21 protein-coding genes are annotated in these 26,956 nt (G+C 73.6%); 5 read left to right on the forward strand and 16 right to left on the reverse strand.

Annotation, left to right across the window (positions count from 1 at the left end):
• Nucleotides 1–26: 26 nt before the first annotated feature.
• The 10 genes from BLT52_RS16120 to BLT52_RS16165 form a co-directional block, all read right to left on the reverse strand.
• A complete protein-coding gene (locus BLT52_RS16120) occupies nucleotides 27–1,427 on the reverse strand; it encodes an aminopeptidase P family protein (protein ID WP_090594958.1) in 1,401 nt (466 codons plus the stop codon).
• Nucleotides 1,424–2,713: an alpha/beta fold hydrolase gene (locus tag BLT52_RS16125; RefSeq protein ID WP_090594960.1), complete on the reverse strand. Its 1,290-nt coding sequence runs from the start codon at nucleotides 2,711–2,713 to the stop codon at nucleotides 1,424–1,426. The genes BLT52_RS16120 and BLT52_RS16125 overlap by 4 nt, the downstream gene beginning before the upstream one ends.
• Nucleotides 2,710–3,630: an ATP-binding cassette domain-containing protein gene (locus BLT52_RS16130; protein WP_231946355.1), complete on the reverse strand. Its 921-nt coding sequence runs from the start codon at nucleotides 3,628–3,630 to the stop codon at nucleotides 2,710–2,712. The genes BLT52_RS16125 and BLT52_RS16130 overlap by 4 nt, the downstream gene beginning before the upstream one ends.
• Nucleotides 3,624–4,445, reverse strand: a complete 822-nt coding sequence (locus tag BLT52_RS16135) for an ABC transporter ATP-binding protein (RefSeq protein WP_090594961.1) — start codon at nucleotides 4,443–4,445, stop codon at nucleotides 3,624–3,626. Before BLT52_RS16135 ends, BLT52_RS16130 begins: the two co-directional genes overlap by 7 nt.
• Entirely contained in the window at nucleotides 4,445–5,425 is a 981-nt protein-coding gene (locus tag BLT52_RS16140; protein ID WP_090594963.1) for an ABC transporter permease, read from the reverse strand. Before BLT52_RS16140 ends, BLT52_RS16135 begins: the two co-directional genes overlap by 1 nt.
• On the reverse strand, nucleotides 5,425–6,399 hold the full coding sequence (locus BLT52_RS16145) for an ABC transporter permease (protein ID WP_090594965.1): 975 nt from the start codon (nucleotides 6,397–6,399) through the stop codon (nucleotides 5,425–5,427). The genes BLT52_RS16140 and BLT52_RS16145 overlap by 1 nt, the downstream gene beginning before the upstream one ends.
• 2 nt (nucleotides 6,400–6,401) lie before the next feature.
• On the reverse strand, nucleotides 6,402–8,102 hold the full coding sequence (locus tag BLT52_RS16150) for an ABC transporter substrate-binding protein (RefSeq protein WP_090594966.1): 1,701 nt from the start codon (nucleotides 8,100–8,102) through the stop codon (nucleotides 6,402–6,404).
• Between the two features lie 32 nt (nucleotides 8,103–8,134).
• Nucleotides 8,135–10,039, reverse strand: coding sequence for a glycoside hydrolase family 127 protein (locus BLT52_RS16155; protein WP_090594968.1), 1,905 nt, complete (start codon nucleotides 10,037–10,039; stop codon nucleotides 8,135–8,137).
• A gap of 224 nt (nucleotides 10,040–10,263) precedes the next feature.
• Nucleotides 10,264–10,563, reverse strand: a complete 300-nt coding sequence (locus BLT52_RS16160; protein ID WP_090594969.1) for a DUF4193 domain-containing protein — start codon at nucleotides 10,561–10,563, stop codon at nucleotides 10,264–10,266.
• A gap of 162 nt (nucleotides 10,564–10,725) precedes the next feature.
• A complete protein-coding gene (locus BLT52_RS16165) occupies nucleotides 10,726–11,850 on the reverse strand; it encodes a ferrochelatase (RefSeq protein WP_090594971.1) in 1,125 nt (374 codons plus the stop codon).
• Nucleotides 11,851–12,001: 151 nt separating this feature from the next.
• On the opposite strand from BLT52_RS16165, the gene sepH reads away from it, so the two are divergent.
• A complete protein-coding gene (sepH, locus tag BLT52_RS16170) occupies nucleotides 12,002–13,423 on the forward strand; it encodes a septation protein SepH (protein WP_157677185.1) in 1,422 nt (473 codons plus the stop codon).
• A 64-nt stretch (nucleotides 13,424–13,487) separates the two neighbouring features.
• Here the strand turns inward: sepH and BLT52_RS16175 are convergent, their stop codons facing one another.
• Genes BLT52_RS16175 through BLT52_RS16195 form a run of 5 tightly spaced genes read right to left on the reverse strand, consistent with a single transcriptional unit; the run spans nucleotide 13,488 to nucleotide 19,558 of the window.
• Nucleotides 13,488–14,336, reverse strand: coding sequence for a sulfurtransferase (locus BLT52_RS16175; RefSeq protein WP_197679081.1), 849 nt, complete (start codon nucleotides 14,334–14,336; stop codon nucleotides 13,488–13,490).
• Nucleotides 14,333–15,004, reverse strand: a complete 672-nt coding sequence (locus BLT52_RS16180) for a thymidine kinase (RefSeq protein ID WP_090594974.1) — start codon at nucleotides 15,002–15,004, stop codon at nucleotides 14,333–14,335. Before BLT52_RS16180 ends, BLT52_RS16175 begins: the two co-directional genes overlap by 4 nt.
• Nucleotides 15,005–15,049: 45 nt before the next feature.
• Nucleotides 15,050–16,222, reverse strand: a complete 1,173-nt coding sequence (locus BLT52_RS16185) for an alkaline phosphatase family protein (RefSeq protein WP_231946356.1) — start codon at nucleotides 16,220–16,222, stop codon at nucleotides 15,050–15,052.
• Between the two features lie 2 nt (nucleotides 16,223–16,224).
• On the reverse strand, nucleotides 16,225–16,869 hold the full coding sequence (locus BLT52_RS16190) for a DUF5998 family protein (RefSeq protein WP_090594975.1): 645 nt from the start codon (nucleotides 16,867–16,869) through the stop codon (nucleotides 16,225–16,227).
• Nucleotides 16,870–16,906: 37 nt separating this feature from the next.
• On the reverse strand, nucleotides 16,907–19,558 hold the full coding sequence (locus tag BLT52_RS16195) for a GNAT family N-acetyltransferase (RefSeq protein ID WP_172804067.1): 2,652 nt from the start codon (nucleotides 19,556–19,558) through the stop codon (nucleotides 16,907–16,909).
• A gap of 93 nt (nucleotides 19,559–19,651) precedes the next feature.
• Here BLT52_RS16195 and BLT52_RS16200 point away from each other — a divergent pair, with 93 nt between their 5' ends.
• The 3 genes from BLT52_RS16200 to BLT52_RS16210 all read left to right on the forward strand — a co-directional run bounded on the left by BLT52_RS16200 (nucleotide 19,652) and on the right by BLT52_RS16210 (nucleotide 23,854).
• Nucleotides 19,652–20,704, forward strand: a complete 1,053-nt coding sequence (locus tag BLT52_RS16200; protein WP_090594979.1) for an App1 family protein — start codon at nucleotides 19,652–19,654, stop codon at nucleotides 20,702–20,704.
• Between the two features lie 148 nt (nucleotides 20,705–20,852).
• A complete protein-coding gene (locus BLT52_RS16205; protein WP_090594980.1) occupies nucleotides 20,853–23,294 on the forward strand; it encodes a DNA gyrase/topoisomerase IV subunit A in 2,442 nt (813 codons plus the stop codon).
• A gap of 44 nt (nucleotides 23,295–23,338) precedes the next feature.
• Complete coding sequence (locus tag BLT52_RS16210; protein ID WP_090594981.1) at nucleotides 23,339–23,854, forward strand: beta-class carbonic anhydrase; 516 nt, start codon at nucleotides 23,339–23,341, stop codon at nucleotides 23,852–23,854.
• Between the two features lie 350 nt (nucleotides 23,855–24,204).
• Here the strand turns inward: BLT52_RS16210 and BLT52_RS16215 are convergent, their stop codons facing one another.
• Nucleotides 24,205–26,286 (reverse strand): DNA gyrase/topoisomerase IV subunit B, encoded by a 2,082-nt coding sequence (locus BLT52_RS16215; RefSeq protein WP_090594983.1) that lies wholly within the window; start codon nucleotides 26,284–26,286, stop codon nucleotides 24,205–24,207.
• A gap of 241 nt (nucleotides 26,287–26,527) precedes the next feature.
• Between BLT52_RS16215 and BLT52_RS16220 the strand changes: the two genes are divergently transcribed.
• Nucleotides 26,528–26,728 carry a DUF7455 domain-containing protein gene (locus tag BLT52_RS16220; RefSeq protein WP_090594985.1) on the forward strand — a complete coding sequence of 67 codons (201 nt, stop codon included), beginning with the start codon at nucleotides 26,528–26,530 and terminating at the stop codon, nucleotides 26,726–26,728.
• Nucleotides 26,729–26,956 lie beyond the last annotated feature (228 nt).

Raw genomic sequence — 26,956 nt, forward strand, 5'->3', positions numbered from 1 at the left:
GTCCGTTTCTCGAAGTTAGTGCCATGTCACATGCTAGGGGTGCTGTGCGTCCGCGTCCACCGCTCCACGCCCTCGGCGTCGATCGGCAGGGCGTCGGAGAGCACGTCGGCGCCGCCGGGGGTGACCAGCAGGTCGTCCTCCAGCCGCACGCCGATCCCCCGGAGCTCCGGGGGGACGGTCAGGTCGGTGGCGTGGAAGTACAGCCCGGGCTCGACGGTGAGCACCATCCCGGGCTGCAGGGTGACCGCGTGCTGGTCGCCGGCCTCCACCGCCGAGCAGTCGTGCACGTCGACACCCAGGTGGTGGCCGATGCCGCACACCAGCCAGCGCCGGTGCTGCTGACCCTGCGGGGACAGCGCCTCGTCCACCGAGACCTCCAGCAGGCCCCAGTCGTGCAGACCGGTGGCCACCACCTCCATCGCCGCGAAGTGGAAGTCGCTGAACCGGGCGCCGGGGCGGACCGCGTCCATCCCGGCCCGGTGGGCCCGCTCGACCAGGTCGTGGACCCGGCGCTGGACCGGGTCGAAGCGACCGCTCGGCGGCACCGTCCGGGTCACGTCGGCGGTGTAGAAGGAGCGTCCCTCCACCCCCATGTCGAGCAGCAGCGGCGCGTCCGGCAGCACCGGGCCGTCGCAGCGGACCCAGTGCAGGGTCGGCGCGTGCGGCCCGGAGCCGACGATGGTGGCGTAGCCCGGCTGGTTGCCGAAGGTGCGGCAGTGCCGGTCGAAGGTGCCCTGCAGCCAGCGCTCCCCCAGGCCCGGCCGGTCGGGTCCGCCGACGGCGGTCGGCAGCTCGGCGGCCACCGCGGCGAAGCCGGCCACGGTGGCGTCCACGGCCTCGCGCAGCTGGGTCACCTCCCACTCGTCCTTGACCATCCGCAGCTCCGAGCAGCGACGGGCCAGCTCGGCGTCGTCCCCTGCGGCAGCCAGGGCGGGGTCGATCTCGTCCAGCGGCCGGACGGCCACGCCGAGGAGCTCCTCCCAGGCGGTGAGCGAGGGCGAGGGGCCGACCCACAGCTCGCCGGAGGCGGCGTCGGCGAAGAAGCCCGGCGTCCCGGGACGCCAGGGCGGCGGCAGGTGGAGGGTGGTGTCGTGACCGCGGCCCGTCGGCACCATCACCAGCACGGCGCCCTCCACCGCCACCCCGCCGGTCAACCAGGCGAAGTCGCTGCTCGGGCGGAAGTCGTAGGCGGTGTCGTTGGCCCTGACCGGGGCCCGGCCGGCGGGGACCACCAGGGTGCGTCCGGGCACCGCCTCGGACAGCCGACGGCGGTGCTCGGCCGCGGCCTGCGGGGCGCCGGGCACCAGCTCCGGCACCACGGCGACGTCGGCCCAGCCGCGGCCCATGGCCTCCACGAAGGCGGGTACCCGGGCCAGCCGCGGCGGCTGGGTCCCCTGGTAGGGGACGGTGCGTTCGGTCAGGCTCATCGCAGCTCTCCTCCTCGGGCGGCGACCCGCTCGCGGAGCCCGCGGAGGACCCGCGGGTCGCCGAGGCCGTCGTGCTCCCACTCGTTGCTGATCCAGGCCTCGGCGTTGCCGAGGCCGGCCAGGGTCTGCAGCGACAGCCCGGCGTCGACGAACATGTCGTCGTGGTAGACCATCGCCGCCACCGGCACCTCGTTGGCGGCCAGCCGGGCGGTGTCGTACAGCTCGGGCCAGGACGTCCGCGCGGCCAGCAGGTCGACCGCGGCGGCGAAGGGCCGCAGCGCGGCGACCTCCTCGAACATCCACGGGAAGGCCATCTCGCCGGTGAACAGCAGCGGACGGGCGTCGGGGTCGAAGTCGGGGTGGGAGGCCCGCTCGGTCTCGGCGGCCCAGCCGGTGGTCACCTCGCCGCTGCCGTAGATGCTCTCCTGCAGGGACCAGAACAGCGGCGAGCCGACCTGGGAGGTGCGGGTCTGCACCTGCTGCAGGAAGTCCGCGCCGAGCCGGCCCGGGGCCACGAAGGCCTCGTCGACCAGCCAGTGCAGCCGCTCCGCCCCCGGCCCCATGCCCAGGTCGATGCCCACGCTCTGGAACCGGCGCACGCTGAGCCGGTCCCCGTCGGGCAGCCGGACGTCGCCCTCGGCCAGCCGGTCGGCGACCGCGGCGACCCGGTCCACGTCGGCGGGGTAGCGGCGGTAGTAGCGCGCCACCTTCTCCCGCACCCGGGGGAAGGTGCGCCGGTAGACCTCCTGGGCGCGCGGCGGCACGCCGGGGATGCCGCCGGTGACGTAGCAGGCGGTCAGCGCCTCCGGGGCCCTGGACAGGTAGACCAGGGTGAGGAACCCGCCGTAGCTCTGCCCGATGGTGGCCCAGCGCCGCCCGCCGTAGAGCTGGTGGCGCACCAGCTCGGCGTCGGCCACGATCGAGTCGGCCAGGAACCGGGACAGGTAGCGCGCCTGCTCCTCCGCGCTGCCGCGGGAGGTGAGCCGCTCGCCGTCGAGGAAGGTGCTGCGGCCGGTGCCGCGCTGGTCCAGCAGCACCACCCGGTAGTGCTCGAGGGCGACCTCGAGGAAGCCCGAGCGGTCGACCGGTCGCGGCCCCTTCCCACCCGGACCGCCCTGCAGGTGCAGCAGCAGCGGCAGGTCCTCACCGCGCCGGACCGGGTCGCACAGCTCGCGGACGAAGACGGTGATGGCCTCCCCGTCGGGCTGGTCGTGGTCCAGCGGGACGGTCAGCTCGTGCTCGCGCACCGCCATCCCGGGCAGCAGGTACTCCGTGACCGTCGTCATGCCGTCTCCTCCGCTCGTGCCGGGGCCGGGGTGTGGGCCCCGCCGGCCGGATGGGTGCCAGGGTCCTCGTGCGCCCCGGGCGCGCCGCGCCCGGGGTCGACCGCGCCGGCCCGGCGGGCGGCGTCCCACTCGGCCGGGATCCGGGGCACCGCCGCCAGCAGCGTGCGGGTGTACTCCTGGCGCGGGTCGTCGAAGACCTGGTCGCGGGTGCCGGCCTCGACGATCCGTCCCTCCGACATCACCGCCACGTGCTGGGCGATCTGGCGCACCACGGCCAGGTCGTGGGCGATGAACAGGTAGCTGAGCCCCTGCTCGGCCTGCAGCCGACCCAGCAGCTCGATCACCTGGGCCTGCACCGAGACGTCGAGGGCCGAGACCGCCTCGTCGCAGATCACCACGCTGGGGTCGACGGCCAGCGCGCGGGCGATCCCGATCCGCTGGGCCTGGCCGCCGCTGAACTGGCGCGGCAGCCGCCGGGAGTGGTCGGGGTCCAGCCCCACCCGCTCCATCAGGTCGCCGGTGAAGGCCCGCGCCCCTCCGGGCACCCTGCGGCGCTGGTAGCGCAGCGGCGCGGTGACGATCTGCTCCACCGAGTGGCGGGGGTTGAGCGAGGAGAAGGGGTCCTGGAAGACCACCTGGACCCGGGACCGGAAGCGGGCCAGCGCGGGCCCCCGCAGCCGGGTGACGTCCTCCCCCTCGAGCTCGATGGTGCCGGCCGTCGGCTCGACCAGGTGCGCCGCCATCCGCGCGGTGGTCGACTTGCCCGAGCCGGACTCCCCCACCAGGGCCAGGGTCTGCCCGCGCGGGATCTCGAAGGAGACGTCCTCGACGGCCCGGAAGGGGGGCCGGCGCACCAGCCCGCCGCCACCGAAGTCCTTGACCAGGCCGTGGGCCCGCATCACCACCTCGTTCACCACGACGCCTCCTGCTGCCCGACGAGCGGGTCGTCGATCCGGGGGACGGCCTCCAGCAGCCGCCGGGTGTAGGGGTGGGCCGGGCGGCTGAAGACCTGCTCGGCGGCCCCCTGCTCGACCACCTCACCGCGCTGCATCACCATCACGGAGTCGGCGATCTCGCTGACCACGGCCAGGTCGTGGGTGATCATCACCAGCCCGGCACCGGTGTCGGCACGGATCTCGGCGATGAGGTCGAGGATCTGCTTCTGCACCGTGACGTCCAGGGCGGTGGTCGGCTCGTCGGCGATCAGCAGCTCGGGGTCGCTGCTGAGGGCCATCGCGATCATCACCCGCTGCCGCATCCCGCCGGAGAACTGGTGGGGGTAGTGCCCCACCCGCTCGGCCGCCTTGGGGATGTGCACCCGCTCCATCGACTCGACGGCCGCCGTCCGGGCCTCCCGCCGGGTGGCCCGCGGCCGGTGCGCCCGGTAGGCCTCCTCGATCTGCAGCCCGACGGTGTAGTAGGGGTTCAGGCAGGACAGCGGGTCCTGGAAGATCATCGCCACCCGGTTGCCGCGGACCTGGCGCATGCCACCGCGACCCAGCGTGGTGAGCTCGGTGCCGGCCAGCCGGATGGAGCCGGTCCGCCGTGCCCCCTTGGGCAGCAGGTCCATCACGGCCAGGCTGGTCATCGACTTGCCCGAGCCGGACTCCCCGACGATGCCCAGCGAGGCGCCGGGGGCCAGCTCGAAGGAGACCCCGGAGACCACCTCGACCTCGCCACGCGGGGTGTCGAAGACGACCGTCAGGTCGCGCACGTCCAGCAGCGCCGTCATCAGGCCGTCCTCACCCTCGGGTCGAGCAGGCCGTAGAGCAGGTCGACCACGATGTTGCCCACGATCACGAAGAAGGCCGCGAGCAGGGTCACCGCCATGATCACCGGCTGGTCGTTGCGGGCGATGGAGTCCGCGGCGAGCTTGCCGATGCCGTTGAGCCCGAAGACGGTCTCGGTGATCAGCGCGCCACCCATCAGACCGGCGAAGTCCATCGCGAAGATGGTGGCCACCGGGGTGAGCGCGGGGCGCAGCGCGTGGCGGCGGACCACCAGGGAGGAGGGCAGGCCCTTGGCCCGGGCGGTCCGCACGTAGTTCTCCCCCAGCGTGTCGATCACGTTGGCCCGGGTCAGCCGGGCGTACAGCGAGGCGTAGGCGAAGGAGAGCACCACCCAGGGCATCAGGTAGTTGGCGAACCACTGCCCGGGGTCGTCGGCGAAGTCGACGGCCTGCGGGAAGGGCAGCAGCTGCAGCTTCACCACCAGGACGTACTGCAGCAGCAGGGCCAGCACGTAGTTGGGGATGGAGATGCCGCCGAGGGCGAGCATCATCGCGCCGCGGTCCCACCAGCTGCCCTCCTTGAGGGCGCTGACCAGCCCGCCGACGATGCCGGCCAGCAGCCAGAGCACGGCCGCCCCGACGGCCACGGTGGCCGAGACCGGCAGCCGGTCCACGACCATGTCCCAGACCGGCAGGCTGTTCTGGAAGGAGTAGCCCAGGCACGGGGCGGCGCAGACCTGGCCGCCCTCGTAGGTGCGCCCGGCGAAGACCCCGGACAGGAAGCCCCCGAACTGGGTCCAGAAGGGCTGGTCCAGCCCGAGGTTGGACCGGATCTGGTCGATCCGCTCCACGGTGCAGTTCTTGCCGCAGATCTGCACCGCGGGGTCGGGCTGCAGCGCGAAGAAGATGACGAAGGTGAACAGGCTGACCAGGAAGAGCACGACGGCCATGCCCAGCAGCCGGGTGCCCAGGAGACGGAGCATCAGCGCAGCTCCCCGGAGTCGGTGAGGGTGCGGAGCCGGTCGCCCAGCACGGTGAAGGAGAACACGAGCAGGAACAGGCACGCGGAGGGGATGAAGAAGTAGGCCGGGTCGACGGCGTACCAGCTGGACGAGGTGGCGATCATCTGCCCCCAGCTGGGCGTGGGTGGGATGACCCCGATGCCCAGGAAGGACAGTCCGGCCTCGGTGCCGATGTAGCCGGGCACGGCCAGGGTGGTCATCACCACCAGGGTGGAGCGCAGGTTGGGCAGCACCTCGCGGAAGACGATGGTGAAGCCGCCGGCCCCCGAGGCCCGGGCGGCCTCGACGAACTCCCGCTGGGTGAGGCTGATGGTCTGGCCGCGGACGACCCGGGCCAGGTAGGGCCACCCGAAGACGGAGATCACCAGCACCAGCAGCGCCTGGCGGTTCTCCGCCGGCAGCGCGGAGAGCACCGCGATCATGAAGATCAGGGCCGGGAAGGCCATCAGGAAGTCCATCACCCGGGAGATGACCAGGTCCACCACTCCCCCGTGGAAGCCGGCCAGCAGCCCCATCACCACGGCCGTGGTGGTGGTCAGCGCGGTGGCGGCCAGGGCCACCCCCATCGAGACCCGGGCGCCGTAGACGATGCGGGCGAAGACGTCGCGGCCGCTGCCGGGCTCGACGCCCAGCCAGTGCTCGGCCGAGATGCCCCCGCCCCAGCCCAGCGGCAACCCGCCCAGGTTCGGGTCGATGGCCGCCTGGTCGAACTCGTAGGGTCCCCAGCCGCTCAGCCGCACCAGCAGCGGGGCGAACACCGCGGCCAGCACCACCACGGCGATGTAGCCGGCCGAGAGCACCACGGCGACGTCGGAGCGCAGCAGGCGCAGCAGCCGACCGCGGTGCCGCCCCGGCGGGGAGGAGGCACGCCCGGTGCGCTCCTCCCCGACGAGATCGGTCTTGGCCTCGAGGTCGAGACCGCTGGGGACAGCCACGCTCAGCCGACCTCGGGGTCGCGCAGGCCCACCAGCACGTAGTCGATGCCGCCGGTGGCCGCCCCGGGTGAGGCGAACAGACCGGTGACGTTCTCCCCGACCACGGTGACGCCGGCCTCCACGACCAGGGGCACGACCGGGGCCTTGCTCATCACCAGCTCGTCCAGCTCGCCCCAGGCCTGGTTGGCCTGCTCGGGGTCGGTGATCTGCTGGGTCTCCTCGATCGCGGCGTCGATCTCGTCGTCGTCGATCTGGGCCAGGTTGGAGTTGCCCTTCTCGGCGATGTTGTCGCCGTAGAACAGCGGCGGGATGAAGGTCGAGGCCGAGGAGGCCCAGTCCGGGCACCAGCCGGTGATCGCCGCGTCGTTCTGCTGCGAGGTCGTGCCGATGGTCTCGTAGTAGGTGGAGGTGTCGATCACATTGAGCTCGACGTCGATGCCGATCTCACCGAGGGCCTGCTGGACGGCCTCGCCCTGGGCCTGCATCTTCGGCTGGGCCCGGATGTCGAGCTCGAGCGGGAAGCCGTCGGGCACCCCGGCCTCGGCGAGCAGCGCCCGGGCGGCGTCCAGGTCGCGCGGGTAGAGGTCGAAGTCCTGGTGACCGGCGACGCTGGGCGGCAGGATCGTGGTGGCCACGGTGGCCAGCTGGTTGCCGCCGGAGGCGTTCTGGACCGCGGTCTTGTCCACGGCCAGGTTGATCGCCTGGCGGACGCGGACGTCGTCCAGGTGCTCCTTGGTGGTGTTCAGCCCCATGTAGGTGGTGCAGACGCCCTGGGGCTTGAAGACCCGCTCGGCGACCTGCGGGGTCTGCAGCCGGGCCACGGTGGAGGGCTGGACGGCGCCGCCGATGGCGTTGGCGTCCGCGCCCTGACCGGCCAGCAGCCGCTCGTCGATGGTGGCCACGTCGAGCCCGATGGTGAACTGCCAGCCGTCGGGCCTGGCCGTGCGCACCTCGTCGGTGGCCGGGTCCCAGGACTCGTTGCGCACCAGGGTCAGCGACTGGCCGGGCTGGTACGCCGACAGGTCGTAGGGCCCGGAGGCGATGATGTCGGTGAGGAACTCGTCGCCCTCGCCGGTGCCCTCGGGGAAGGGCGTGGTGTTGACCTGGCCCACCACCGCCGGGAAGTCGGGGAAGGGCGCCTTGAGGTGGAAGACGATCGTCGTGTCGTCGGGGGTCTCGATGGTCTCGAGGTCACCGGAGCGGTAGGGGCCCTGGTAGTCCTCGGGCGCGTCGATGGTCTGCTTGGCGTACGGCGAGCCGATCCCCAGCTCGGGGTCCCAGGCCCGGGAGATGCCGTGCTTGACCGCCTGGGAGGTGATCGGGGTGCCGTCGTCGAACTTGACGCCGTCCTTGAGGGTGAAGGTCCAGGTCAGGCCGTCCTCGGACACGGTGCCCAGGTCGGTGGCCAGGTCCGGCACCATCGCGGTGTTGTCCTCGGCGTTCCCCGGTGCGGAGGTGGTCAGCGTCCGGTACACCAGGCGGTAGAAGTTGTTGACGCCGCCGTCGAAGCCGCGAGCGGGGTCGAGGTAGGAGTAGTCGGCGTTCAGCAGCACCTGCACGGTGCCGCCCTGGGCGGGCTCGTCGGTGAGGGAGGCGGAACCGGAGGCGGGGTCGGGTCCGGTCCCACCACCACCACCTCCGCCGCAGGCGGTGAGGGTGGCGGCGACGGCGAGGGCCGCCGCGGCCAGCAGGGGTCGTCTCATGGTGCTTCTCCTTGGTCGGGCCGGTGTGGTGGTCAGGCGTCGGGCAGCCAGACGCGCATGGCGCCCGGCTCCCGGTTGCCCCAGGTGGCGTAGGGGACGAACACGACGCCGTGGTGGGGGTGGACGGGGTCGGCCGGCTCGTCCTCGTCGCGGTAGAGGCGGCCGGGGGTGGTGCGGCGCACCGAGACCGGGACGACGACGGCGTGGTCGGGACCGGGACGGATCCCCGCCGCGGACCCGGGGCCGAGCACCAGGTCCTCGACGTCGGCGTCGCTGTCGACCTGCTCGACGCAGTGGACGACCGCACCGCGCACCACGGCCCGGGAGCCGCGCAGGGCGTCCACCCGGGGGTCGGCGCGGACCAGGCGGGTGGGCTGGCGGAGCGCGACCTCGACCCCGTCACCGGCGGCCCAGACCCGCTCCAGCCGCAACCAGCCGTCGACCACCTCGGCGGGCACGACCTCACCACCGACCCGGACCTCGGTCAGCTCGGTCCAGGCGGGGACCCTGAGCACCAGGGCCACCGGGCGGTCGACCGCGCGGCGGACGGTGACGGTGAGGTGGGCGTCCCACGGGTAGTCGGTGCGCACGTCGAGGTCGAGCAGCGCGGTGTCCAGCGAGGCGCTGGTGAGCAGGGCCAGGGTGAGGGAGTCCTCGTCGAGCACGGCCAGGTGGTCCCCCAGCTCGGCGTTCCAGCGGACCACGTTCGGCGGGCAGCAGGGGCAGCCGAACCAGGGGCGCCGCAGCAGGTCACCACCGATCTCCGCACCGCTGCGCTGGACGTGGTCCGGGCGGCGCTGGAGGGGGTTGTCGTAGAAGAAGGCGGTGCCCTCGGCGGAGGTGCCCACGGCGTAGGCGTTGTAGAGCACCCGCTCCACCACGTCGAGCACGTCGGCGCGACCGGTGGCCAGGAACAGCCGCCAGCCCCACTGCATGGTGCCGATGGCGGCGCAGGTCTCGTTGTAGCCGCGCTCGGACGGGAGCTCGAAGCGGTCGCCGATCGCCTCGTCGCTGTGCCGCGACCCCAGCCCACCGGTGAGGTAGAGCTTGCTGGCCACCATGTCGTCCCAGAGCCGCTCGAGGGCGGCGAGCAGGTCGGCGTCCCCGGTCTCCAGCGCCACGTCGGTGGCACCGGCGCCGAGGTAGACCATCCGCACGGCGTGGCCGGTCACCGAGTCCAGCTCGCGGAGCGGGACGGCGTCCTGGAAGTACTCCGCGGAGAAGATCCGGTGGACCAGGCGACCCTCGCCGCGGCGGTCCACGAAGAGGCGGGCGAGCTCCAGGTAGTCCTCGACGCCGGTCTCGCGGTACAGCTCGACCAGAGCCATCTCCACCTCGGGGTGGCCGCAGTAGCCGGGTTCGCCGGCGGGGCCGTACCGCTGGACGGCGAGGTCGGCGAAGCGGCGGGCCACGCCCAGCAGCCGGTCGTCGCCCAGCCGGCGCCGCGCGGCCACCGCGGCCTGGACCAGGTGACCGAGGTCGTAGAGCTCGTGGCCCCAGGAGAGGTCGCTCCACGGCTCGGCGGGGACGTCGGGGGCCTGGTACCAGGTGTTGAGGTAGCCGTCGGGTCGCTGCGCCGCCGTGATCGCGGCCAGGGACTCCTCCCAGAAGGCGGTGAGCTCCGGCGTCGGCGCCTCGGCCAGGACGACCGCGACCCCCTCCAGCGTCTTGTACAGGTCGGTGTCGAGGAACGGGTAGCGCCCTCGGTAGCCCTCGGCGTCACCGTCGGGCAGCCGCCGGAAGTTCTCCAGGTTCCCGGCCAGACCGAGCTGGGTGACCGCGTGCGGGACGGTGGCCTCCCGGTTCAGCCGCTGCCAGCGTCCGAGCTCCCCCTCGGGGTGCAGGCGGACCGCGGGCCCGCCGACGCCGCGACCGCGGACCCCGCGGGCGGCCACCACGGGCAGCGTCGTCGCCGTTCCGGGCGTGGGTGGTGTCATCAGACCTCCTTGAGTGATCTGTGACATTACACCGCCACATGACGCGCGGGAAGAGTCAGGTGTTACAGCCGCGTTCCGTTGTCCGGGCGCCGCTCCCGAGGCCTGCCGGACCCGTCGACCGGTCAGGCAGGGAGCCTCACGGCCCGGGACGCACGACGGGTGCGGACCCGGAGGTCCGCACCCGTGAGGTGGTCAGCCGGCGTCCTCGACGCCGTCGCGCCCGGTCAGCCGGCGCAGTCGTAGCAGTACTCGTCGTTGCCGCGGTGCTCGGCGATCTGGCTGCGGTGGCGCACCAGGAAGCACCCGGCACAGGTGAACTCGTCGGACTGCTTGGGCAGCACCCGGACCGTCAGCTCCTCGTGGGAGAGGTCGGCACCGGGGAGCTCGAAGGACTCCGCCGCCTCCACCTCGTCCTCGTCGACCTTGCCCGAGTTCTTGTCGTTGCGGCGAGTCTTCAGCGCCTCGATGCTGTCCTCGCTGATCTCCTCGTCGGTCTTGCGAGGGGCGTCGTAGTCAGTCGCCATCGTTCCTTCCAGGGTCGTGTCCCGGCCCCTGTGACACAGGAGCACGCGGGGGCATGCATATCACACGGGACGAACTACCGACAGACCCGAGTTGTTCCCCTTCGGGACGGCTCGCCGCGTGGCGGTCGGGGTCCTTCGCGCAGGTGCTCGTGGTGGTGTCGCTCAGGCGCTGGCCGGGGCACCGCAGAGCGTGGGGCGGCCCGGCTCGCGGAGGTTGGGGCAGCAGTCGGCCGGGCAGGCGACCAGCCCGGGGCTGCCCCCCTCGACGACGCTCGGCGCAGCGGGTTCGGCCCGGGCGACGCTGGCCCGCTCCAGGGCCAGGTCCACCAGACCGGCGACGAAGGCCGGGTGCACGCCGGCGGTGGCGGCGCGCTCCATCCGCATCCCCAGCCGGTCCGCCGTCTCCCGCGCCTCGGTGTCGAGGTCGAAGATGACCTCCATGTGGTCGGAGACGAAACCGATCGGGGCCAGCACCACGCTGCGGACGCCCTCGGCGGCCAGCTCCTCGAGCCGGTCGTTGACGTCGGGCTCCAGCCACGGCTGGCTGGGCGGGCCGGAGCGGGAGCAGTAGACCAGCTCGAAGGGGTGCTCGTCCCCGCTCTCCTGGCGCAGCTGCCAGGCGATCTCCCGGGCCACCGACCGGTGCCAGTCGACGTAGGAGCCGGTGCTGCTGCGCGGCGGCGGCCCGGCGCTGTCGGCCATCGCGGTGGGGATGGAGTGGGTGACGAAGAGCAGGTGCGGCACCTCGTCGTCGACCCGGGCCACGGCCTCGCGGACGGCGGCCAGGTTGGCGTCGACGAACCCCGGGTGCTGGGCGTAGTGGCGGACCCGGTCCACCTGCAGCTCCGTGCCGGCGTCCCGCACCCCCGACCACGCGTCGAAGAGGTTCTCCCGGTACTGGCGGCAGGAGGAGTAGGAGGGGTAGGCGCTGGTGGTGACGGCCAGCACCCGGCGGTGGCCGTCGGCGGCGATCTCGGCCATCGTGTCGCCCAGCCAGGGGGCGGTGTTCCGGTTCCCCCAGTAGACGGGGACGTCCAGCCCGCGGCCGGCCAGCTCGCCGCGCAGCGCGGCCAGCAGGTCACGGCACTGGTCGTTGATCGGGCTGCGGCCCCCGAAGAGGAAGTAGTGCTCGCCGACCTCGGCCAGCCGCTCGTCGGGGATGCCCCGGCCGCCGGTGACCTGGCGCAGGAACGGCATCACCTCCTCCGGCGCCTCGGGCCCACCGAAGGACACCAGCAGCAGCGCGTCGTAGGGGGCGAGGGCTCGCGGGTCGGGGCGTGCGGACATGCTCAGGATCCTGCCAGACGGGTCCGAACGGCTCCCTCGCTCCCCGCGCCCGTCCGGACACAGCGGGCCGACCGCCCGCACGTCCCCGACGTCCTCGACCCGGCGGGGTAGGTTGAGCGCCAGATGATCCGGAGTGGGGGCAGGGCGATCGGTGCGCACGGCGCGGTCCCGGGGGATGACCCCGGACGGCGGGGCGCTGGTCGTGGTCACCGAGTCGGGTGAGGAACTGGCCGTCGCGGTCGACGACCGGCTGCGGGCCGTGCTCCGGCGCGACCGCCCCGGGCTGGCGCAAGTGGAGATGCTGATGGAGAGCGAACTGAGACCACGTGAGATCCAGGACCGGATCCGCGGCGGGGCCTCCGCCGAGCAGGTGGCTGAGGAGGCCGGCGTCGACCTCGCACGCATCCAGGCCTTCGCGGCGCCGGTGCTGGCCGAGCGCACCCACGTCGCCGCGCTGGCCCTGGCCTCCTCGGTGCGCCGTCGCGGCGAGCCGCTGGTCGGACGCAGCCTGCGCGAGGTCGTCACCGAGCAGCTGGTCAAGCACGGCCGCAGCACCCAGGACCTGCAGTGGGACGCCTGGCGCGAGGAGGACCGGCAGTGGCGGCTCTCGGCCACCCTCACCGAGGCCGGTGAGGATGCTCCCGCGCGGCGTGGTCTGTTCCGCTTCGACCTCAAGGCCCGCTTCACCACCGCCGACAACGACGACGCCCGCTGGCTGCTGGCCGAGCTGACCACCGCCCGCCGCACCTCCACCCCCGACCCGGACGGCGAGCCGACCGAGGACCTGGAGGACTCGCTGGCCCTGGTCCGAGCGCTGTCCCAGGGGCGTCCGCTGAGCGAGCCGGGGTTCCTGACCGAGGTCGACGAGGCCCGCGAGGACTCCGGCCCGATCTGGCGCCCCGGGGCCCCCCGGCACGACTCCGGACGCCTGCCCCGGCTGGCCCCGCCGGTCTCCCCCCGCCCCGCGGCGAGCGGCCCCACACCCGGCACCCCGGCCGCGCCCTCGCCGGCGGCTCCGTCCCCGGCAGCACCGTCCCCGGCCGCACCGGCCGAGGACGACCCGTACGACATCATTCCCGACGACCAGTCCGACCTCGACGTGCTCTACGAGATGCTCGGCGGCCTGCACGAGGACTCCGTCACCATCTACCCCGGGCTCTCCGACCCCCCGGTGGACGAGCCGGCCCCGGCCGAGCCGACCAGCCGGGCCGAGCGGCGCCGGCTGCGGCGTCGGCGACCCGACGCCGAGGACCAGGGAGCCGGCGAGGGGTCGGACGCGCCCGGACCCGAGGGCGCCACCCCGGCCGACCAGCCGGTGACCGACGGCGGGTCCGACGAGCGCACGGAGCCGCTGGAGGACCAGCGACCGCCGGACGTGGCCGCCACCACCACGGTGCAGGACGCGCCGTCCGGTGAGGCGGGGCAGGGCGGGGACGACATCGAGCAGCCCTCGCTGCTGGACGACGGCACCGAGCCGCGGAGCCCCGAGCCCCCGGCGAGGAAGCCGGGACGGCGCAAGCGCGCCAGCGTCCCCAGCTGGGACGAGATCGTCTTCGGCTCCCCCAAGCGCTGACCCGCGCCGGCAGGCCCGCACCTCGCTCCCCGCGGGCCACCGGAGGGTCCGGTCGACCTCCGGCTCAGTGCCCGCGGGCCACCGGACGGGTGGGGTCGCTGATCCAGTCGCTCCAGGAGCCGGCGTACAGGACGCCGTCCTCGCGGCCGGTCTCGGCCAGCGCCAGCACCGCCTGGGAGGCCGTCAGCCCCGAGCCGCAGTACAGCACCGCGCCGGGGGCGACGTCCGCGACCACCTCGTGCAGGGGTCCGGCGGGCAGCAGCCGCCCGTCCTCGCCGAGCAGCCGGCTCGAGGGCAGGTTCACCGCACCGGGGACGTGGCCGGCCACCGGGTCGATCGGCTCCTGCTCGCCGCGGTAGCGGGGCGCGGCGCGGACGTCGACCACCTGCACGCCGCCGGCCAGCGCCCCGGCCACCCCCTCGGCGTCCACCACCGGCAGCCGGGGCGGGCCGGCGACGAAGTCCCCGGGAGCGGGTGGCGTGCCGGGTCCGGTCTCCACCGGCAGACCGGCGTCCCGCCAGGCCGCGAACCCGCCGTCGAGCACCCGCACCGCGTCGTGGCCGGCGTCGCGCAGCAGCCACCAGAGCCGGGCCGCCCCGAGCAGGTGGCCGCCGTCCATCGCGACGACCGGGCGGCCGCGGTCCAGGCCGACCCGGCGCACCGCCTGCTCGAAGACCTCCGGGCGGGGCAGCGGGTGGCGGCCACCGCCGCCGCGGGCCCGCTCGCCGGTCGCGCTCAGCCCGTCCTCCACGTCGACCCAGCGGGCCCCGGGGACGTGGCCCTCGGCGAACGCGCCGGCTCCGTCGGGGCCCATCAGGTCGTAGCGGGCGTCCAGCACCAGCGGGCGGTCGGCCCCCGGCTGGTCGAGCTGCTCGACCAGCTCGGTGACCGTGATCATCCAGCGTCGGCTCATCGTTCCTCCTCGAAGGGCAGCGGGTCGGGGTGGCGGGCCGCGAGCGCGGTCGCCGCGGTCATCCGGCGCCGGTGGTGGCGACGGCAGAGCACCTCGTAGGTGACCTCGGGCGCGGGCCCGCCGGCGGCCTCCTGCTCGACGCGGGTGTCCCCCACGGCCACCTGCGAGCCCTCGGTGACCATCCGGCCGCCGGAGATGCGCGCGTTGTGGGTGGCCTCCTCACCGCACCAGCACAGCGGCCGGACCTGCAGGGTCTCCATCCGGTCGCAGAGCTCGACCAGCCGGGCCGAGCCCGGGAACAGCCGGGTCTGGAAGTCGCTGAGGATGCCGAAGGCGAAGACGTCAAGCTGCAGGTCGTCGACCACCCGGGCCAGCTGGTCGACCTGGGCCGGGCTGTAGAACTGGGCCTCGTCGCAGACCAGGTAGTCCACCCGGTGCCCCGACGTCAGCCGGCCCACCACCCAGGTCCAGAAGTCCAGGTCACCGGTGACCTCGGTGGCCGGCTGCTCCAGCCCGAGCCGGGAGGAGATGGTGGCCGCACCGGCCCGGTCGTGGCTGGTGAACAGCGCCCCGCGGCGTCCGCCCAGGGTGTGGGTGTGGTCCATCTGCAGGGCCAGGGTGGACTTGCCGCAGTCCATCGGTCCGGTGAAGAAGATCAGCTCGGGCACGGGTCGGGGGCTCCAGGGGTCGCGGCGGGCGGGGGTGGCGGCGGGTCAGTCCACCAGCAGCGGCACCAGCATCTCGGCCGGGGTGAGCGAGCCGTGCATGCCCACCAGGCTGAGCTCGCGGTCCTGGCTGCGGGTCATCACCGCTCCCCCGCCGCGCATGGCCACCAGCACGTCGCCGAACCGGAGCCGGACCCGGTCGTCCCCGCCGCCGAACCAGCCCTCGTCGAAGGCCTCGTCGCGGGTGCGGACCCAGGCCTGGTCCCCCAGCCGGTCCCGCCACCGGGCGGCGACCTCCGCGGCCGGGGCCACCCCGGTGTAGAGCTGGCGGAGCCGGCCCTCCCCGGCCATCAGGTGCACCCCCGCCATCAGGTCGGGCTCGTCCTCGACCACCAGCTGGTCGACCCAGGCCACGTCGACCATGCCGTGGTCGCCGGTGATCACCAGCCGGACGTCGTCGGGCAGGGCGGCGCGGAGCCGGGCGCAGAGGGCGTCGATGCGGATCAGGTGGCGCAGCCACTGGGAGGACCGGCTGCCGTGGACGTGCCCGGTGTGGTCCAGCTCGCGCTCGTAGCCGTAGACCAGGGTGCGCTCACCGGCGACCGCGCGCTGGGTGATGAGCTCGATCCGGCGGTCCTCGTCGCGCTCGTCGTCCAGGCCGAAGAACTCCGGCCCGCGGAGCGCGGCGAAGGTGAGCCCGCTGCCGCGGAACCGGGAGGGGGCCACGCTGGAGACGGTCACCGGGCGGGTGCCGCCGCGGCCGTCCTCACCGGTCCGCAGCGTCTCGAAGACCGTCGGTCGGGGCTGCATCTCCCGCGGGGTGACCGCGGAGTCCCAGACCAGGGCGTTGAGCACCTCGTCGGTGTGCGGGACGCGGAAGCTGTAGCCGGCCATCCCGTGGCAGCCCGGGGCCAGCCCGGTGCCCAGGGAGGTGAGGCTGGTCACCGTGGTGCTGGGCACGCCGGCGGTGATCGAGCGGCCGCCGGGGAGCAGCGAGTGCAGGTAGGGGACGTCGTGGGCCACCGAGCGCAGCAGGTCCCAGCCCAGGCCGTCCACCAGCATCACCACCCAGCGCTGGCCCTCGGGCAGACCGGTCTCGTCGGTCTCCAGCGCCCGTCCGGGACCGAGGTCGACGCCCAGCCGCCCGGCCAGGGCGGGCAGCAGGTCGGCGAGGCTGCGTCGTCCGTGCGCCGGCAGCACCATCTCGGGCAGCGCGGGCACCCTCAGCGACCGCCCCGCGAGGCGCCCACCACGCCGCTGGCCCGCTGCAGGGCGGTGGCGAAGGAGACCAGCCGCTCGATCTGGGGCGCGCCGTCGGCGGCCACGCTGGCCCGCAGCGTCAGGTCCTCGCTGGACAGGGTGCCGGTCAGGCCGTGCTCGGCGGTGCACTGCGGGTCCTCGCAGCCGGCCGGCTCGAGCTCGATCCGGCGGACGGTCCCCCAGCCGACGTTGAGCCAGGCCTCGGTGACCCCACCGGCCGGTCGCTCCGAGCCGGGCCGCCAGCCGGCCGGGTCGGCCACCACCTTGGTCAGGGCCACCGCGGTCAGCCCGGAGAGGCTGATGGACTCGATGGAGAGGATGGCCTGCTGGCCCTGGTCCGCGGCCGGGCCGGAGTCGGCCGGCTGGTCGGGGTGGGCGGGGGCCTCGTCGGTGTGCACCAGCACCAGGCGCGTCGGCGTCAGCACCAGCACCGTGAGGTGGCGGTGGATCTGGTCGTGGGTGAAGGTCGGCTCGAGGTGCAGGCAGTAGGCCTCGATCTGCTCCCCACCGACCCCGTCGGCCACCGCGTCGGCGATCAGGGCCGGGAAGTAGCCGCTGGCCGCGATCTCGTCCGACAGCTCCGCGGCCAGGGTCGTGCTGGTGCTCATGCCGGCCATCCTCGCACGCCCGACGGGTCGTGACGGCTCAGAGCGCACGCACCTGTGGGTCGCGCACCTCACGGGTCGGGAGCACCGAGATGCGGGCGCCGAGCACGGCCACGTCGCGGACCGAGGCCAGGCACGGGGTGAGCACCACCTCGTTGAGCTGGGGCAGCTGGTCGGCCATCTCGGCCACCCGGTGCAGCAGCTCCTCCACCCGGTTGACGTCCACCCCGCGGCTGCGGCCCAGACCGAACAGCAGCGGCGCGGCCTTGAGCGAGCGGACCATCGCCGCGGCGTCGGCGTCGGTCAGCGGCGGCACCCGGTGCACCACGTCCCCCAGCATGTCCGAGGGGATCCCGGCCAGACCGAGGGAGATCACCGGCCCGTAGTCGGGGTCCTCGAGCGAGCGGACGGCCAGCGCCACCCCGGCCGGCATCATCGCCTGGATCACCGGCTCGGCCAGGTGCTGGTCGTCCATGGTGCCCAGCTCCAGCTCGCTGACCAGCCGGCCCAGGTCGGCCCACGCCTCGGCCAGCTCCTCGGCGTCGTCGAGGTGCCGGTGGACGCTGGCCAGGTCCGGGCGCCCGCGCACCGACACGGAGGTGGCCTTCAGGACCACGTCCCAGCCGAGCCGCTCGGCCACCGCGACCGCCTCGGGCAGGGTCCGCACCCGGTAGCGCGGGACCGAGCGGATGCCGAAGGCCCGCAGCAGGGCGGTGGACTCGTCGTCGGTCAGGGTCCGGCCCTCGGGGCTGTCGGTGAGGACGTCGTGCACGATCCGCCGGGCATCGTCGACCTCCAGCTCCAGCATCGGCACCGCACCGGGGTCCCGGGCCCGCCAGTGGGCGTAGGCGGAGACGGCGTTGAGGGCGGTGAGCGCGTCGCCGTAGCTGCGGTAGGTGGGCAGCTGGCCGGGGCCGTCGGGTCCGGCCGCGCGCCGGGCCACCCGGGCGAAGTCGACGAAGACCCCCACCAGCGGCTTCACCGTGGTGTCGGCCAGCGCGGAGAGACGGTGGTGGGCCTCGCTGGCCAGCGTGTCCACCACGGCCACCACCACGCAGAGCACCGAGTCGGTGGTCGGGTCGTCCAGGGCCCGCGCGGCCTCCGCGGCGATGGTGGCGGCGTCCACGTCGGTGGGCAGGGCCACCGGCTCCTGCGGGGTCAGCCCCAGCCGGGCGGCGGCGGCGGTGGCCTGGGCGGCCAGGGTGGCGTCGTTGGTGATCACCCGCACCCGGGGGCCGGCCGGCAGCGGCTGGCGGCTGAGCAGCTTGGCCACGTCGTACATCGCGTCCCGGCGCTCGCACACGATCACGCCGGACTGGCGGAACAACGAGTCCACCGCCTGTGGGGAGGCCACCGGGTGCGTGCTCGTCTCGGGCAGGGCGACGTCGCCGGCCGGTCGCAGCGAGCGGCTCGGGGAGAACACCACCACCGGCTTGCGCCGGGACAGCCGGCGCACGATCCGGGTGAACTTGCGCGGGTTGCCGATCTTGTCCAGCGACAGCAGGCAGACCGAGGTGCGCTCGTCGTCCTCCCAGAACTGCATCACGTCGTTGCCGGTGACGTCGGAGTAGGCACCGGTGGAGAGGAAGCTGGAGATGCCGACGTTGTGCTCCAGCGCCGCCGAGAGCAGCACCACCCCGACGGCCGCGGACTGGCAGAACAGCCCCACCCGGCCGGTACGGGGCATCGGCGCGGGGGTGGCGTTGAGCCGGTGGGCGTCGTCGGTGTTGACCAGCCCGAGGGTGTCCGGTCCGAGGGCGCGCAGCCCGTAGGCCCGGGCCAGCCCGACCACCGTGCCGCTGGAGTCGTTGCCGCGGCTGCCGCTGAGCACCAGCATCCCCTTGGCGCCGTGGTGGGCGACGTCGATCACCACCCCGCCGAGCTCGGTCTCCGGCACCGCCACCACCGCGAGGTCGACCGGGTCCTCGACCTCGCCGATCGAGGCGACCGTGGTCACCCCGTGCACCGGCTGCTCGTCGGTGCTCACCGCCACCAGCTCCCCGGTGAACCCGGACCTGGTGAGGGAGTCCGCGAACGGCTGCAGCCGACCGGCCGGGCCGAGCAGCACGGTGCGCTCGGGCGTCAGCAGCCGCCGGATGGAGTTGCCCTCGGCCCGGTGCTCGCGGCGCTCCATCACCCCCACCGAGGTGTCGGTGGGCAGGATCGGGAAGTCCACCATCACCACGCCGTCCTCGAACTGGCGGCTGACCCGGTAGCCGGCGTCGGTGAAGACCCGCACCATGGCCCGGTTCTGGGGCAGCACCTCGGCGGTGAAGCGGGTGATGCCGCGCTCGCGGGCCGCCTCGGCCAGGTGCTCCAGCAGCAGCGGCCCGACCCCACGGCCCTGCTGGGAGTCCTCGACCAGGAAGGCCACCTCGGCCTCGTCGTTCTCGAGGCGGTCGAAGCGCCCGACCGCGATCATCTGGTCGCGGACGGTGAGGATGAGCGCGGCCCGGTTGACGTAGTCGACGTGGGTGAAGCGGCGCACGTCGCGCGGGCTGAGCACCGGGTAGGGGGCGAAGAAGCGGAGGAACTTCGACTCCTCCGAGACGCGGGCGTAGAAGTCGGTGAGCAGCCGGCCGTCGTCGGGGCGGATCGGGCGCAGCCGGGCGGTGCCCCCGTCGGAGAGCACCACGTCGGCCTCCCACTCGGCCGGGTAGCCGACGGGCAGCGCGGACTCCTCGGCTGGCACGACAGCCATGCTAGTGGTGCCCCCGGACGCTCCACCGCTGCGCCGCACCGGGACGGCGGGGGCGCGTCGCCCGGGTCCGTTAGGGTCGGCAGCATGACGGAACGTCCCTTCATCGCCGCTCGTCTCGAGGACCGCATCAACAACTCCCTGAACGGGGTGCTGCGACGTCTCGGGTGGCGGGAGAAGGTGGTCGGCTACACCGGCTACGGCAACCGCGAGTTCGTCCGCGTGCTGGCCCGGGTGGTGCTCACCCCCACCGACGAGGTGGTGCCGCTGCCGGTGGCCGAGACGCTGGACCGGCGCGGCTGGCGCAACTTCTTCAACGCCCCCGTGGTCCGCGCCGAGGTGACCGTCCGGACCGGGGAGCGGGTCAGCACCGCGGTGGTCAGCCGCAACGGCTACCTGGACCTGCGCATCCTCGAGCACGGCATGGAGCCGGGCTGGCAGACCGTCACCATCCAGACCGAGGGGTCCGACCCCTGCGAGGTCGAGGTGATGGTGCTCGACGACGAGGAGACCTTCGGGGTGGTCAGCGACATCGACGACACCGTGATCTCCACCTCGCTGCCCCGCCCGCTGCTGGCGTTCTGGAACACCATCGTGCTGCAGGAGTCGGCGCGCCAGCCGGTGGCCGGGATGGCCGACATGTACCGCGAGCTGCTGGCCGAGCACCCCGGCGCCCCGGTGGTCTACGTCTCCACCGGCGCCTGGAACACCGCGGGCACCCTGAACCGCTTCCTCGGCCACCACTCCTTCCCCCGCGGCCCGCTGCTGCTCACCGACTGGGGGCCGACCAACACCGGCTGGTTCCGCAGCGGCCCCAAGCACAAGCTCGAGTGCCTGTTCGCCCTGGCCCACGACTTCCCGCGGATCTCCTGGGTGCTGGTCGGCGACGACGGTCAGCACGACCCGACGCTGTACAACCAGTTCGCCGCGCGCTTCCCCGACCGGGTGCGCGTGATCGGCATCCGGGAGCTGACCCCGGCCGAGCAGGTGCTGGCCCACGGCACGCCGGTCACCCGGCTGGACGAGCAGCAGACCTCCGGGCAGCGGGGCGCGGCCATCGAGGTCCGGGCCCCCGACGGCCGCGGTCTGCTGCCGCTGCTGCGCCGGGGCCTGAGCGAGCCCGCCGGTTCCCGGCGCTGACCCGTCCCGGCACCGCGCCGCCCGCGGACGGCGACGGCCCGGCTCCGCGTCCCGCGTGCCTGTCGGCCGAGGACGTCCGGAGCGGGGACAATGGGCGGGCGCGCGCCTGCCCGGGTGCGTGAGCCCTTGATCAGGAGCACCACTGTCCATGGCCCGTACCAAGGCGCCCGCCGACGCGAGCGACGACGACTTCACCGAGCGGATCCTCGACGTCGACGTCTCCTCGGAGATGCAGACGAGCTTCCTGGAGTACGCCTACTCCGTCATCTACAGCCGGGCCCTGCCCGACGCCCGTGACGGTCTGAAGCCGGTCCAGCGCCGCATCCTCTACACGATGGACGCGATGGGTCTGCGCCCGGACCGCGGCCACGTCAAGTGCGCCCGGGTGGTGGGCCAGGTGATGGGTCTGTACCACCCCCACGGGGACGGCGCGATCTACGACGCCCTGGTCCGCACCGCCCAGCCGTGGACGATGCGGCTGCCGCTGGTGGACGGCCACGGCAACTTCGGCTCGCCGGACTCCGGCCCGGCCGCGATGCGCTACACCGAGTGCCGGATGGCCCCGGCGGCGCTGGCGATGACCTCCGGGCTGGACCGCGACACCGTCGACTTCCGGCCCAACTACGACGGCAAGGAGCGCGAGCCCAGCGTCCTGCCCGCCGCCTTCCCCAACCTGCTCGTCAACGGCAGCAGCGGCATCGCGGTGGGGATGGCCACCAACATCCCGCCGCACAACCTGGTCGAGGTGGTGCAGGCGCTGCGCCACCTCCTGGTGCACCCCGACGCGGGGCTGGAGACCCTGATGCGCTTCGTGCCCGGACCGGACCTGCCGGGCGGGGGCAAGATCGTCGGGCTGGACGGCATCCGCGAGGCCTACGCCACCGGCAAGGGCTCCTTCCGGATGCGGGCCGGGGCCCGGATCGAGCAGACCTCGCCGCGGCGCAAGGGCATCGTGGTCACCGAGCTGCCGCTGGCGGTCGGGCCGGAGAAGGTGATCGAGCAGCTGAAGAAGCTGGTGCAGGCCAAGAAGCTGCAGGGCGTCGCCGACGTCAAGGACCTGACCGACCTGGCCCAGGGCACGCGGCTGGTGATCGAGGTCAAGAACGGCTTCAACCCCGAGGCGCTGCTGGAGCAGCTGTACCGCTCCACCGCGCTGGAGACGTCCTTCGGGATCAACTCGGTGGCCCTGGTGGAGGGCCAGCCGCGGACGCTGCCGCTCAAGGACCTGCTCGAGGTGTACCTGGCCCACCGGCTCGAGGTCACCCTGCGGCGCACCCGCTTCGACCGGGACAAGGCGGTGGACCGGCTGCACCTGATCGAGGGGCTGCTGATCGCCATCCTCGACATCGACTCGGTGATCGCGGTGATCCGCCGCTCCGACGACTCCGGTGCGGCCCGGGCGTCGCTGATGGAGGTCTTCGAGCTGACCGAGGCCCAGGCCACCTACATCCTGGACATGCAGCTGCGACGGCTGACCCGCTTCTCCCGGATCGAGCTCGAGGCCGAGCGGGACCGCCTGACCGAGGAGATCGAGGCGCTCAACCGGGTGATCGAGGACGAGTCCGTGCTGCGTCAGACGGTCTCCGACGAGCTGGCCGACGTGGCCAAGCAGTTCGGCACCCCGCGCCGGACCGTGCTGCTGGCCTCCAGCGGCGTCACCGCCACCAGCTCGGCCACCCCGCTGGAGGTGGCCGACGACCCGTGCTGGGTGCTGCTGTCCAGCTCCCGGCTGGTGGCCCGCACCAGCAGCGGCGACGAGCTGCCCACCGGCGGGGACCGCGCCTCCCACGACGTGGTGGTCAGCCGCGTCCGCACCACCGCTCGCGGGGAGGTCGGCGTGCTGACCTCGGCCGGCCGGCTGGTGCGGGTGCAGGCCCTGGACCTCCCGCAGCTCCCGGCCACCGCCTCCGCCCCGAACCTGCAGGGCGGGGTGCCGCTGGGCGAGCTGGTCCTGCTGGATCCCGGGGAGTCCGTGCTCGGGCTGACCAGCCTCGACCCCTCCTCCCCCGGGCTGGCCCTCGGCACCCGCCAGGGCGTGGTCAAGCGGGTCAACCCCGAGCTGCTCGGCAAGGACGCCTGGGAGGTGATCAGCCTGCGCGAGGGCGACGAGGTGGTCGGCGCGGTCGAGCTCGGCGACCCCGACCGCCAGGAGCTGGTCTTCGTCACCAGCGACGCCCAGCTGCTGCACTTCCCCGCCTCGGTGGTGCGGCCGCAGGGACGCACCGGTGGCGGCATGGCCGGCGTCAAGCTCGCCCCCGGCGCCGGCGTGGTCTTCTTCGGCGCCGTCGGCGAGGACGCCGACGTGGTCACCGTCGCGGGCAGCTCCAGCGCGCTGCCGGGCACCGACGTCGGCTCGGTGAAGGTGACCCCGCTGGCGGTCTACCCCGGCAAGGGGCGCGCCACCGGCGGGATGCGCTGCATGCGCCTGCTCAAGGGCGAGGACGTCCTGCTGTCGGCCTGGGTGGGCGAGGCCCCCGCGGCGGCCGCCGCCTCCGGGGCGCCGGTGGAGCTCCCGGCTCCGGACCCCCGTCGCGACGGCTCCGGTCAGCCGGTCAGCCAGCCCCTGGCCGGCATCGGGTCTCGCCGCTGAGCGGTGGGCGGCCGTCGCCCGGGGACCTGGCTACAGTCGGCGCCATGCAGCAGAGCACGACCCCCGGCCCCGGTTTCGACGACCTGCTCGAGGCCAACCGCCGCTACGCCGCCTCGGCGGAGGTGTCCGGCTTCGACGGCATCGCGCGGGCCGGCGTCGCCATGGTCACCTGCATGGACTCCCGGATCGACCCGCTGGCCATGCTGGGTCTGACCCACGGCGACGCGAAGATCCTCCGCACGCCCGGGGCGCACCTGACCCCCGACGCCCTCGTCGGCTGCGTCCTCGCGGTGCAGCTGCTCGGCGTGGACCGGATTATGATCGTCCCCCACACCCGGTGCGCCATGGCCAGCGGGACCGACGAGGAGATCGTCGAGCGGATCCGGGACGCCACCGGCCTCGACGTCGACGGGCTGGACATCGGGGCCGACCCCGACCAGCGCGGACGTCTGGAGGCCGACCTGGAGCAGCTCCGCTCCCACCCGCTGATCACCGGCCGGGCCGCCGTGGGCGGCTTCCTCTACGACGTCGACTCCGGCCTGCTGGAGCAGGTGGACTGACCCCCGGCCCGGGCCGCCTCTCTCGCACCCCGGCCGCCCGGCCCTCGGCTGCGTCTCGCGTCCCCGCCGGCCGCCTCCGACGGCCAGTGGCCCCGAGATGTCGTCAGCGCCCGGCTGGAGGCGACCGGACGAGGAGAGTCGCCACCCTCCGCGGAGCCCTGCGACGAGGGCGTTCCGGGGAGTCGCAGAAGTTCTTGGCTGGCTCTTGGGTAGTGAAACGTTGCATGCGTGCATACTCGGTCGTGCCGGCGAGGGACCCGTGAGGGTCCCTCGCCGGACCAGCGTCCGGCCTCGGTGCGTGGTCCCGGCCGCACCAGACGCGGCCAGCCCGGTGGGGTCCGCGACCCGGCTCAGGCGTCGATGCGCTCGGCGTCCAGGGCGTAGGCGCCGTCGACGATGAACTCCTTGCGGGGGGCCACCTCGTCACCCATCAGGATCTCGAAGGTGCGCTCGGCCGCGGCCGCGTCGTCGATGGTGATCCGGCGCAGGGCGCGTCGGCGCGGGTCCATCGTGGTCTCGGCCAGCTGGTCGGCGTCCATCTCCCCCAGCCCCTTGTAGCGCTGCGGCTCGCTGAAGCGCAGGCCCTTCTTGGTCAGCTCGGCGGCCTTGCGCTGGTACTCGGCGTCGGAGTAGGTGTAGACGTACTTCTCCTGGCCCTTGCGCGGGTTGCTCAGCTCGAAGCGGTGCAGCGGCGGCACGGCCGTGTAGACCCGCCCGGCCTGCACCAGCGGACGCAGGTAGCGGAAGAACAGGGTGGCCAGCAGGCAGCGGATGTGGGCGCCGTCGGAGTCGGCGTCGGCCATGAAGATGATCTTGCCGTAGCGGGCCGCGTCCAGGTCGAACGAGCGGCCGGTGCCGGCCCCGACCACCTGGATGATGTTGGCGCACTCGGCGTTCTTGAGCATGTCCCCCACCGAGGCGCGCTGCACGTTGAGGATCTTGCCGCGGATGGGCAGCAGCGCCTGGAACTCCGAGCTGCGGGCCAGCTTGGCGGTGCCCATGGCCGAGTCGCCCTCCACGATGAACAGCTCGCTGCGCTCGGTGTCGGTGCTGCGGCAGTCAGCCAGCTTGGGCGGCAGCGAGGAGGACTCCAGGGCGTTCTTGCGCCGCTGGGCCTCCCGGCTGGCCCGGGCCTGGACCCGGGCGCGGGAGGCGTTGACCACCTTCTCCAGCACCGCGCGGGCCTGCGCCTTCTCCTCCCGCTTGCTGGAGGTGAGGAACTCCCTGAGCTCGGACTCCACCACCTTGGCCACCAGCCGGCTGACCGCCGGGGTGCCCAGCACCTCCTTGGTCTGGCCCTCGAACTGGGGCTCGTCCAGGCGCACCGTGACCACCGAGGTCAGCCCCTCCAGGGCGTCCTCCTTGGTCACCTCCTCCCCCGACTTCAGCAGCCGGGTGCCCTCCAGCACCTTGCTGACCGTGCGGGTCAGGGCCCGCTCGAAACCGGTGACGTGGGTGCCGCCCTTGGGCGTGGCGATGATGTTGACGAAGGAGCGGGTGAGGGAGTCGTAGCCGGTGCCCCAGCGCAGCGCGACGTCGACGTCGAGGGTGCGCTCGACGTCGGTCGGGTTCAGGGCGCCGGAGTCGTCCAGCATCGGCACGGTCTCGGTGAAGGTGTCGCGCCCCTGCAGCCGGACGGTGTCGGTGATCGCCCGGTCCGGGGCCAGGAACTCGCAGAACTCCGCGATGCCGCCGTCGTGGCGGTGCACCTCGGTGACCGGCTCGCCGGACCGGGCGTCGGTGATCACCAGGGCCAGCCCGGGGACCAGGAAGCTGGTCTGGCGGGCCCGGGAGGTCAGCTGCTCCAGGTCGAGCTCGGAGCCGGGGTGGAAGATCTGGCGGTCCGGCCAGTAGCGGACGCGCGTGCCGCTGGCGCCCTTCTTCGCCCGGCGCAGCTTCTCCAGCGAGCCGCCGGGGGTGAAGGGGGCGTCCGGTCCGTCGCCGGCGAAGGTGCCCGGCACCCCGCGCCGGAAGGACATCCCCCAGGTCGCCGAGGCCCGGTCGACCTCGACGTCGAGACGGGCCGAGAGCGCGTTGACCACCGAGGCGCCGACGCCGTGCAGACCGCCGGCGGCGTTGTAGGAGCCGCCGCCGAACTTGCCGCCGGCGTGCAGCTTGGTGAAGACCACCTCGACGCCGCTGAGCCCGGTCCGCGGCTCGCGGTCCACCGGGATGCCGCGGGCGCGGTCGACGACCTCGATCGAGCCGTCGGGCCCGAGGGTGACGTCGATCTGCTCCCCGAAGCCGCCCAGGGCCTCGTCCACCGCGTTGTCGATGACCTCCCACAGGCAGTGCATCAGCCCACGGGTGTCGGTGGAGCCGATGTACATCGCCGGGCGCTTGCGGACCGCCTCCAGACCCTCCAGCACCAGCAGGTGACGTGCCTCGTAGTCGCGGGTGTCGGTGGTCAGGGGCTCGCGTCGCTCGGGCACCGGCCCACGATAGCCAGCCCTCCCAGCCCGGCCCGGAAGCCGCGCGGCACGTCCGTCCGGTGACAACTGTGCAACAGGTTGGTGGTGGCTGGCCGGGATGCTGGGGGCGGGTATGTAGTCTCGTCGTACTCGGCTGCAGCGGGGTGGAACAGGATGGCCCGCCTGCATGTTGACATCAGCGGGTCACACCGGTGGACCACTGAGACAATGGGTAGGACCCAGAGTGAAAGAGAGGCCTCACGTGAGCACAACTGTGATTGACGACGCCCCCGCTCTCAACGCGGGCGATCGTTGCGACCGCTGCGGCGCCCAGGCCTACATGAGGGTCACCCTCGCCAGCGGAGGTGAGCTGTTGTTCTGCGGCCACCACGGCAAGGAGCACGCCGACCGTCTGAAGCAGGTCGCGCTGAACATCCAGGACGAGACCAGCAAGCTGAGCTGATCTCCCACACGCTGAGAGGGCCCCGTGCGATCCGCGCGGGGCCCTCTTCGCGTCCACGGGGCACCTACCGGAGCCGGACGTCCCGACGGGCTCGGTGCCGGTGGGTGAGCCAACCACCGGCCTGACGACGTGGTCGCGCCGCGGAGCCGCCTCCCCCCGCGCACCAGCAGCACACCCGACCCCGGTGCCGTGCCCGCCACGACCCGCCGACGAGGGGCGCGCCGGGCT

The organism is Auraticoccus monumenti (assembly GCF_900101785.1).
In the GTDB taxonomy this organism is placed as follows: domain Bacteria; phylum Actinomycetota; class Actinomycetes; order Propionibacteriales; family Propionibacteriaceae; genus Auraticoccus; species Auraticoccus monumenti.